The 8,723-nt window shown below is 69.9% G+C and carries 9 protein-coding genes; all 9 read left to right on the top strand.

Annotated features, from left to right (window positions below; genetic code table 11):
* Window positions 1–205: 205 nt before the first annotated feature.
* The 9 genes from AC07RM_RS37740 (at window position 206) to AC07RM_RS37700 (ending at window position 8,718) form a co-directional block, all read left to right on the top strand.
* Entirely contained in the window at window positions 206–979 is a 774-nt protein-coding gene (locus tag AC07RM_RS37740) for a GntR family transcriptional regulator (protein WP_093339997.1), read from the top strand.
* Window positions 976–1,776 carry a transporter substrate-binding domain-containing protein gene (locus tag AC07RM_RS37735; RefSeq protein ID WP_495337739.1) on the top strand — a complete coding sequence of 267 codons (801 nt, stop codon included), beginning with the start codon at window positions 976–978 and terminating at the stop codon, window positions 1,774–1,776. The genes AC07RM_RS37740 and AC07RM_RS37735 overlap by 4 nt, the downstream gene beginning before the upstream one ends.
* A gap of 15 nt (window positions 1,777–1,791) precedes the next feature.
* On the top strand, window positions 1,792–2,454 hold the full coding sequence (locus AC07RM_RS37730) for an amino acid ABC transporter permease (RefSeq protein ID WP_296776345.1): 663 nt from the start codon (window positions 1,792–1,794) through the stop codon (window positions 2,452–2,454).
* Window positions 2,455–2,461: 7 nt separating this feature from the next.
* Complete coding sequence (locus AC07RM_RS37725) at window positions 2,462–3,115, top strand: amino acid ABC transporter permease (protein WP_093340005.1); 654 nt, start codon at window positions 2,462–2,464, stop codon at window positions 3,113–3,115.
* The gene (locus AC07RM_RS37720) at window positions 3,099–3,881 is read left to right on the top strand and encodes an amino acid ABC transporter ATP-binding protein (RefSeq protein ID WP_495337738.1); all 783 of its coding nucleotides are present in this window, start codon (window positions 3,099–3,101) and stop codon (window positions 3,879–3,881) included. The genes AC07RM_RS37725 and AC07RM_RS37720 overlap by 17 nt, the downstream gene beginning before the upstream one ends.
* Window positions 3,882–4,073: 192 nt before the next feature.
* Window positions 4,074–4,568, top strand: a complete 495-nt coding sequence (locus tag AC07RM_RS37715) for a P-loop nucleotide/nucleoside kinase family protein (protein ID WP_495337737.1) — start codon at window positions 4,074–4,076, stop codon at window positions 4,566–4,568.
* Window positions 4,569–4,668: 100 nt separating this feature from the next.
* Window positions 4,669–5,178 (top strand): sigma-70 family RNA polymerase sigma factor, encoded by a 510-nt coding sequence (locus AC07RM_RS37710; RefSeq protein WP_093340011.1) that lies wholly within the window; start codon window positions 4,669–4,671, stop codon window positions 5,176–5,178.
* Between the two features lies 1 nt (window position 5,179).
* The gene (locus AC07RM_RS37705) at window positions 5,180–6,166 is read left to right on the top strand and encodes a FecR domain-containing protein (protein WP_495337736.1); all 987 of its coding nucleotides are present in this window, start codon (window positions 5,180–5,182) and stop codon (window positions 6,164–6,166) included.
* 104 nt (window positions 6,167–6,270) lie between these two features.
* Window positions 6,271–8,718 (top strand): TonB-dependent siderophore receptor, encoded by a 2,448-nt coding sequence (locus AC07RM_RS37700; RefSeq protein WP_495337735.1) that lies wholly within the window; start codon window positions 6,271–6,273, stop codon window positions 8,716–8,718.
* Window positions 8,719–8,723 lie beyond the last annotated feature (5 nt).

The following is an 8,723-nucleotide window of genomic DNA, read 5'->3' as shown; positions in this document are numbered from 1 at the left end:
CTCCCCGCAGCGAAATAAAGGAGGAGCCGAAGGCGGGGGACATTCGCGGAGGGGAGTACCCCATCGGCGTGAGCCCGTCCCTCCGGGAGCGAAAACCAGCTTCAGCACGCCCGAAACACCCGCACCACCGGCGCACGTCGCCAGCCCATTTCGGTGCACACATCTTGCATACCAGTTGGCACGGAAGCTGCTGGTATGCAGGCGAATGTCTACCTCCGCTTCCGAAATCAGTGCGCGCATCGTCGAGGCGGTGATGGCGCAGAAGCTCGCGCCGGGTTCGCGCCTGGGCGAGCAGCAGCTCGCGATGCTGTTCGATTGCAGCCGCACCATCGTGCGCGAGGCGCTCACGCGGCTGGCGGCGCGCGGCATCGTCACCGTGAGCGCGCGGCGCGGCTGGTTCGTGATCGAGCCCTCGCAGGACGAAGCGCGCGAGGCCTTCGAGGCGCGGCGCGTGATCGAGCTCGGGCTGATCCGAAGCGCGGGCAGCGCGGGCAAGCTCCAGAAGAGCGCGCTGCGGCAACTGAAAACGCACCTGCAGCGCGAGAAGGCCGCGCTCAAGGAAAGCGACGTCGGCAACCGCAGCTTCCTGCTCGGCGACTTCCACGTCTGCCTGGCCGAATGCCTGGGCAACACGCTGCTGGCCGACACCCTGCGCGACTACACGGCGCGCACCACGCTGATCGCCATGCTCTACCAATCCACGCACGACGCGGTGCAGTCCTGCGAGGACCACGTGCAGATCGTCGCGGCGCTCGAGCGCGGCGACCATGCCGCCGCCGAGGCCCTGATGGCCGAGCACATCGGCACGGTGCAGTCGGCCCTGCGCGTGCAGGCACCCGCCGATCCGCTGGCCCAGCTGCGCGATGCGCTGGCGCCGCTCCAGAACACGGCCACCACGCCGGCCCCCCGGAGCAAGCGCCGCAAGCCCGGCGCGGCCCCCGATCCCGACTCTTCGACTTACCTAGGAGCCCTGCTATGACCTTCCTCGCATCCAAACGCCGCGTCGCCCTCGCGCTCGCCTCCCTCGCCATGCTGGCCTCGGCCGGCGGTGCCTACGCCCAGAACGCGCTCGACAACGTGCTCAAGGCCAAGACCATCAAGATCGCCGTGCCCACCGACTACCCGCCCTACGGCTCGGTCGACAAGAACATGAAGCCGCAGGGCCTCGACGTGGAGATGGCCGAGCTCATCGCCGCCAAGCTCGGCGTCAAGGTCGAGCTGGTGCCCGTGACCAGCGCCAACCGCATTCCCTACCTGCAGACCAGGAAGGCCGATCTCGTGATCTCCACGCTCGGCAAGAACGCGGAGCGCGAGAAGGTGATCGACTTCTCGTCGGCCTATGCCCCCTTCTTCCAGGCCGTGTACGCCGCCAAGAGCATGAAGCTCGCCAGCTTCGCCGACATGGCCGGCAAGACCGTGGCCGTGACGCGCGGCGCGATGGAGGACCAGGAGCTCAACAAGGTGGCGCCGCCGAACGTCGACTACCGCCGCTTCGAGGACAACAACGCGACCATCGCGGCCTTCGTCGCGGGCCAGACCCAGACCCTCGCCACCAGCGCGGCCGTCGCCGGCGACATGCTCGCCAAGAACCCGAAGGTCAGCGCCGAGTTCAAGCTGCTGCTGAAAGACAGCCCCTGCTTCGTCGGCATCGCCAAGGGCGAGACCGCGCTCAAGACCAGGGTCAACGAGATCATCGCGACGGCCAAGAAGGACGGCACGCTCGACGCCCTGTCGAAGAAGTGGCTCGGCAAGGTCGCCGGCGACCTGCCGGTCTGATCGAACGGCGCGGCCATGGGCATCGAATTCGACTTTGGCGCCGTGCTCGCCGAGTGGCCGCTGCTGCTGCGCGGCGTCGCGTGGACCATCGGCCTCACGGCCGTGGGCACCGTGCTGGGCATGGGCGTCGGCACCTTCTGCGCCTGGGCGCGCGCCGACGGCCCGCGCTGGCTGCGCGCGGTGGTGGGCACCTACGTGGAGCTGATCCGCAACACGCCCTTCATCGTGCAGCTGTTCTTCATCTTCTTCGGGCTGCCGGCCGCGGGCGTCAAGCTCACGCCCGAGGTGGCCTCGGTGATCGCGATGGTGCTGAACCTCGGGGCCTATTCCACCGAGATCATCCGCGCCGGCATCGAGGCCACGCCCAAGGGCCAGATCGAGGCCGCCGTGAGCCTGGCGCTGAGCCGCTCGCAGGTGTTCCTGCGCGTGGTGCTGCCGCCGGCGCTCAAGAAGGTGTGGCCCGCGATGGTGAGCCAGATCGTCATCGTGATGCTGGGCTCGGCCGTGTGCGGGCAGATCTCGACCGAGGAGCTGAGCTACGCGGCCAACCTGATCCAGAGCCGCAACTTCCGCGCCTTCGAGGCCTTCATCGTCGCCACGCTGATCTACCTCGCGCTCTCGGTGGCGCTGCGGCGGCTGCTCGACTGGGCCGGTCCCCGCTTCTTCTTCGGCCGCTGAATCCGCCATGACCGATTTCTCCCTCTGGGACATCCTGCGCAACCTGCTGCTGGCGCTGCGCTGGACCGTCGTGCTCTCGCTCATCGCCTTCGTCGGCGGCGGCATCGTGGGCGCGCTGCTGCTGTTCCTGCGCCTGCGCGGCGGCCGGGCCGTCGGCAAGGCCGTGGGCCTCTACGTGCAACTGTTCCAGGGCACGCCGCTGCTGATGCAGCTGTTCCTGGCCTACTTCGGCATCGCCCTGTTCGGCATCGACGTGTCGGCATGGACCGCGGCCAGCGTGGCGCTCACGCTCTACACCAGCGCCTTCCTCACCGAGATCTGGCGCGGCTGCGTGGCCTCGATCCCGAAGGGGCAGTGGGAAGCCTCGGGCAGCCTCGCCCTGAGCTTCGGCGAGCAACTGCGCCACGTGATCCTGCCGCAGGCCGTGAGGATCGCGATCGCGCCCACCGTGGGCTTCCTGGTGCAGGTCATCAAGGGCACGGCGCTGGCGTCGGTCATCGGCTTCGTCGAACTCACCAAGGCCGGCAGCATGATCTCCAACGCCACCTTCCAGCCCTTCGTGGTGTTCAGCTGCGTGGCCCTGCTCTATTTCGTGCTGTGCTTTCCCGTGAGCCTGTACGCCAAGACCCTCGAGAGGAAAACCCATGGCCGCCGTGCTTGAACCGCAACAACAACCCGCCGTCGCGGTGGGCTCGCCGATCGTGCGCATCACCGCGCTGCGCAAGTCCTACGGCAGCAACGAGGTGCTCAAGGGCATCGACCTCGACGTGAAACGCGGCGAGGTGATCGCCATCATCGGCAAGAGCGGCTCGGGCAAGAGCACGCTGCTGCGCTGCATCAACGGCCTCGAGGTGTTCCAGGAGGGCTCGCTCACCGTCGACGGCAAGCCGCTGCTGCACGAGAGCGCGATGGCAATGCGCGAGCTGCGCCAGCGCGTGGGCATGATCTTCCAGGGCTTCAACCTGTTCCCGCACCTCACGGTCGGCAAGAACGTGATGCTCGCGCCCACGCTGGTGAAGAAGCGCTCGTCGCTCGAGGCCGCCTCGCAGGCGCGCAAGCTGCTCACGCGCGTGGGCCTGGCCGAGAAGTTCGACGCCATGCCCGACCAGCTCTCGGGCGGCCAGCAGCAGCGCGTGGCGATCGCGCGCGCGCTGGCCATGGAACCGGGCGTGCTGCTGTGCGACGAGATCACCTCGGCGCTCGACCCCGAGCTGGTCGGCGAGGTGCTGCGCGTGGTCGAGTCGCTGGCCGACGAGGGCATGACCCTGCTGATGGTCACGCACGAGATGAACTTCGCGCGCAAGGTGGCCGACCGCGTGATCTTCATGCACCAGGGCCGCGTGCACGAGATGGGGCCGCCCACCGAGCTGTTCGCGAATCCGCAGACGCCCGAGCTGCGGCAGTTCCTGTCGTCGCTGCACGACTGAAGCGCGCGGCCGTGGGCTATGCTCGGCCCATGGCCTGCCCGCGCATCATCGCGTCGATCATTCGCACCATTTCGAAGATGGTGGGTTGACGCACGGTTCCTCGAGTTCATGCCATGCAACCCGCCCCAGAAGGCGGGTTTTTCGTTTTCCGGGGCGCTGCTTCCAAGCCCACCACCCTCCGGAGAAAACGAAATGACAGCGACCCCCTCCACCCCCGTGCTGCACATGGTCTGCGGCAAGATCGGCGCCGGCAAATCCACGCTCGCGCGCCGGCTCGCCGCGGCACCCGCCACCGTGCTCGTGAGCGAGGACGCCTGGCTCGCGGCGCTCTACCCGGGCGAGATCCGCGAACTGCCCGACTACGTGCGCTGCGCGGGCCGCCTGAAGCAGGCCATCGAGGGCCACCTGGCGGCGCTGCTCGCGGCCGGCGTGTCGGTGGCGCTCGACTTCCCGGCCAACACGGTCGCGAACCGGCACTGGATGCGCGGCATCTTCGAAGCGGCCGGCGCGGCGCACGTGCTGCACCTGCTCGAGCTGCCCGACGCGGTCTGCAAGCAGCGGCTGCGAGAGCGCAACGCAAGCGGCACGCATCCCTTCGAGACCAGCGAGGCGCAGTTCGACCTGATCAGCAGCCACTTCGCCGCGCCTTCCGCGGCCGAAGGCTTCACGGTGCGGCGGCACGGCTGAAAACCCATGCCCCGGAGCGAGCGCTTCATCTAGAATTAATGAGAAACGTTCTCATTAATCTCGACCCATGCCAGGCCGCTGGCGAAGAGGGAATGCCGCCATGCCTGCCGCCGAATCCGCCATGCACGAGGAAGTGCGGTCGCTCTATGGCGAGCACCATGGGTGGCTGCAGGGCTGGCTGCGGCGCAAGCTCGGCGATTCCTTCGCCGCGGCCGACCTGGCACAGGACACCTTCGTCAGCGTCATCACGACCGGCACCGCGGCCGGCATCCGCGAGCCGCGCCCCTTCCTCGCCACCATCGCGCGGCGGCTGATCGCGCACCGGCATCGCCGGCAGGTGCTCGAACAGAGCTACCTCGAGGCGCTGGCCGCGCTGCCGCAGGAGATGGCGCCCTCGCCCGAGGTGCAGCTGCTGGCCATCGAGGCGCTGCACCAGGTCGACCGCGTGCTCGACAGCCTGCCGCCGGCCGCGAAGGAAGCCTTCCTGCTGGCCCATCTCGAAGGCCTGAGCTACGCGCAGATCGCCGAGCGGCTCGGCGTGTCGGCCAGCTCGGTCAAGCAGTACCTGTCGCGCGCCAACCGCCAGTGCTTCTTCGGCCTGGCCGACTGAGATGCGCAGCGCCCCCCTCGACACCGCCACCGCCCTGCCCTTCGGCGAACGCGCGGCCGACGAGGCCGCGGAGTGGCTCACGCTGCTGATGTCGGGCGAAGCCACGGAAGACGACCGCCGGCGCTGGCAGCAATGGCGCCGCGGCCATCCGGACCACGAGCGCGCATGGCAGCACATCGAGAGCTTCAGCGCGCGCCTCAAGGGCCTGCATCCGGCGGCCGCCCATGCCGCGCTCGCCTCCGACCGCACGCCCGCGCCGCGGCGCAAGGCGCTGCGCGCGCTGCTGTGGCTCGGCGCGGCCGGCGCCACGGGCGTGCTCGCCTCGCGCACGCAGACCTGGCAGCAGACGGTGGCCGATTTCCGCACCGGCACCGGCGAGCAGCGCGACCTGTCGCTGCCCGACGGCACGCGCATCACGCTCGGCACGGCCAGCGCCATCGACGTGCGCTTCGACGACCGGCAGCGGCTGGTGCGGCTGGTGGCGGGCGAAGTGCTGATCGTCACCGGCCACGAGCGGCCCGACAGCCCGCCCTTCGTGGTCGACACCGCCCAGGGACGGATCCGCGCGCTCGGCACGCGCTTCAGCGTGCGCCAGGACGAGGGCCGCAGCCGTGTCGCCGTGCTCGAGAGCGCGGTCGAGATCGCGCCCGCGGAGGCCGCGGCCGCGCCGGTGCGGCTGCGCGCCGGCGAGCGCGCGAGCTTCGGCCGCGGCGAGGTCGGCCCGATCGCCGCGGTGGACGCGCAGACCACGGCCTGGACGCTCGGCCAGCTCATCGCCGACGACATGCGCCTGGACGACTTCCTGGCCGAACTCGGCCGCTACCGGCCCGGCATCGTGCGCTGCGATCCGGCCGTGGCCGGGCTGCGCCTGTCGGGCGTGTTCCCGCTGGCCGACACCGAGCGCATCCTCGCGATGCTGCCGAGCGTGCTGCCGGTGCAGGTGCGGCTGCGCACCCGCTTCTGGGCGACGGTGGAGGGCGTCCAGTAAGCACCGACCTCCAAAAAATTTTCGTCGTTGCCTGCCCGATTTGCTTTCTCGCGGCACCTGTCAAGTGAGGGCTTCTTTTTCAGCAATCACTTCGAGAGACCACCATGCCGACCAACGGGCGCCAGCCGCGACACCGGAAGAACAAGCATCCAGCTCAGGGAATTTCAGCCACGGCGCTGTGCGGCCTCGCGCTGCTGGGCGCGCAGATGGGCCTGCCGGGCACGGCCCGCGCCCAGGCGCCGCAGGCGCAGGCCGCGCGCCAGACCTACGACGTTCCGGCCGGTCCGCTCGCGCCGGCGCTGCGCAGCTTCGCGAGCGCGGCCAACCTGCCGCTGAGCTTCGTCGCCGAGCAGACCGACGGCAAGCGCACGGCCGGCCTGCGCGGCCCCTTCACGCCACAGGAGGCGCTGGCCGCGCTGCTGGCCGGCACCGGGTTGCAGGCGCTGCGGCTGGACAACGGCGGCTACGTGCTGCGCAGCCAGCCCGCGCCCACAGAATCCGCGCCGACCGCGCCCGTCACGGGCAGCGGCAGCCTGCCCGCCGTGCAGGTGACCGCGGGCGCCGAGCGCGAAAGCGGCAACGGCCCCGTGCCCGGCTATGCCGCGCGCATCAGCGGCACGGCCACCAAGACCGACACGCCGCTGATCGAGGTGCCGCAATCGGTGTCGGTGATCGGCCGCGAGGAAATGGAGGCGCGCGGCGCGCAGGACGTGATGGAGGCGCTGCGCTACACGCCCGGCGTGACCACCAGCACCTACGGTCCCGACAACCGCGGCTGGGAGTACGTGCTGCTGCGCGGCTTCAACTCGTCGACCACCGGCGTCTACCGCGACGGGCTGGCCCAGGCCTCCTTCGTTCCCACCTACTACCTGACCGAGCCCTATGCGCTGGAACGCGTGGAGGTGCTGCGCGGCCCGGCGTCGATGGTGTTCGGCCAGGCCGACGCGGGCGGCATCGTCAACCGCGTGAGCAAGCAGCCCACGGGCGAGCGGATCCGCGAGATCGAGCTGCAGTACGGCAGCTACCAGCGCCAGCAGCTGGCCTTCGACCTCGGCGACCGGATCGGCAGCGACGCTGTGCTGAGCTACCGGCTGGTCGGCCTGAGCCTCGACAGCAACGACCAGGACCGCTACCCCGACGGCCGCAGGCTCAACCACACGCGCACCTACATCGCGCCCTCGCTGCGCTGGCAGCCGAACGCGGGCACCTCGCTGACCGTGCTGGCCGAGTTCCTGCGCAACAACACGGCCGAGGATCCCTACTACCTGACGCAGAACTACGCCCTCTCCTCGATCAAGGTGGGCGACCACAGCTTCGGCCAGCTCAAGCAGACGCAAGGCGCCATCGGCTACCGCTTCGAGACCGCCCTGGGCGACCAGTGGACCCTGCGCCAGAACTTCCGCTACAGCCGCGTCGACCCGAGCCGCCGCGTGGTCTGGGCCGATGCGCTGGGCGAGGACCAGCACACGCTGTCGCGCATCGCCAGGACCTGGCGCGACCCCGTGAACCTCGCGACGCTCGACACCAGCGTGCAGGGCAGGCTGCAGCATGGCGATGTGCAGCACACGCTGCTGCTGGGCGTCGACTACAGCGACCAGAAGGGCCGGCAACGGCGCTTCATCGGCCCGGCGCCCAGCCTCGACCTGCTCGCGCCCGTCTATGGCCAGCCGGTGGCACTGCCCACCGAGCCGCTCGCCAACCTCGACCAGTCGACGCGCCAGCTCGGCTTCTATGCGCAGGACCAGCTCAAGTTCGGGGAGCGCTGGGTGCTCACGCTCGGCGGCCGCCAGGACCGCGTGCGCCAGGTCACCGACGACCATCTCGACAGCAGCCGCTCCCGCAAGTCCGACAGCGCCTTCAGCGGCCGGGCCGGCCTCAGCTACCTGCTGGGCAACGGCTGGGCGCCCTACCTGAGCTACGTCACCTCCTTCCTGCCCAACAGCGGCACCGATGCGAACAACGAGGCCTTCCGGCCCAGCCGCGGCAAGCAGGTCGAGCTCGGCCTCAAGTTCCAGCCCGCGGGTTCGCGCAGCCTGTTCACCGCGGCCGCCTTCGACCTGCGCAAGACCAACGTGGTCACCTACGACCCCGCGACCTTCGAGGGCCGCCAGATCGGCAAGCAGCGCTCGCGCGGCATCGAGCTCGAAGCCAAGGGCGAGCTCGCGCCGGGCCTGAACATCGCGGCGGCCTACACCTGGCTCGACATGAAGGTGCTCGCCAGCGCCGACCCCGACGAGATCGGCAAGATCCCGCCACTGGTGCCCAAGCAGTCGGCCTCGGTCTGGCTCGACTACACGCTGGGCAACGGGCTGGGCCTCGGCGGCGGCGTGCGCTACGTCGGCAAGCGCCAGAACGACGAGCACAACACCAGCGCCGAACGCGGCGTGACGCTGCTCGACGCGGCCCTGCACTACGAGCGCGGCCCGTGGCGCGTGGCGCTCAACGTCTCCAACCTGGCGGACAAGAAGTACAACTCGATCTGCTACCACGGCGAGTGCTACCAGGGCACGCGCCGCACGGCGACGCTCACGGCACGCTATCGCTGGCAGTGAGGACC

This window comes from Variovorax sp. GW821-FHT09B05, assembly GCF_059418265.1.
This window is presented reverse-complemented; position numbering and strand designations above follow the sequence as displayed.

Bases quoted from the DNA above. Each gene is read 5' to 3' on its own strand.
- AC07RM_RS37740 (WP_093339997.1), top strand. From the start codon at position 206: ATGTCTACCTCCGCTTCCGAAATCAGTGCGCGCATCGTCGAGGCGGTG.
- AC07RM_RS37735 (WP_495337739.1), top strand. From the start codon at position 976: ATGACCTTCCTCGCATCCAAACGCCGCGTCGCCCTCGCGCTCGCCTCC.
- AC07RM_RS37730 (WP_296776345.1), top strand. From the start codon at position 1,792: ATGGGCATCGAATTCGACTTTGGCGCCGTGCTCGCCGAGTGGCCGCTG.
- AC07RM_RS37725 (WP_093340005.1), top strand. From the start codon at position 2,462: ATGACCGATTTCTCCCTCTGGGACATCCTGCGCAACCTGCTGCTGGCG.
- AC07RM_RS37720 (WP_495337738.1), top strand. From the start codon at position 3,099: ATGGCCGCCGTGCTTGAACCGCAACAACAACCCGCCGTCGCGGTGGGC.
- AC07RM_RS37715 (WP_495337737.1), top strand. From the start codon at position 4,074: ATGACAGCGACCCCCTCCACCCCCGTGCTGCACATGGTCTGCGGCAAG.
- AC07RM_RS37710 (WP_093340011.1), top strand. From the start codon at position 4,669: ATGCCTGCCGCCGAATCCGCCATGCACGAGGAAGTGCGGTCGCTCTAT.
- AC07RM_RS37705 (WP_495337736.1), top strand. From the start codon at position 5,180: ATGCGCAGCGCCCCCCTCGACACCGCCACCGCCCTGCCCTTCGGCGAA.
- AC07RM_RS37700 (WP_495337735.1), top strand. From the start codon at position 6,271: ATGCCGACCAACGGGCGCCAGCCGCGACACCGGAAGAACAAGCATCCA.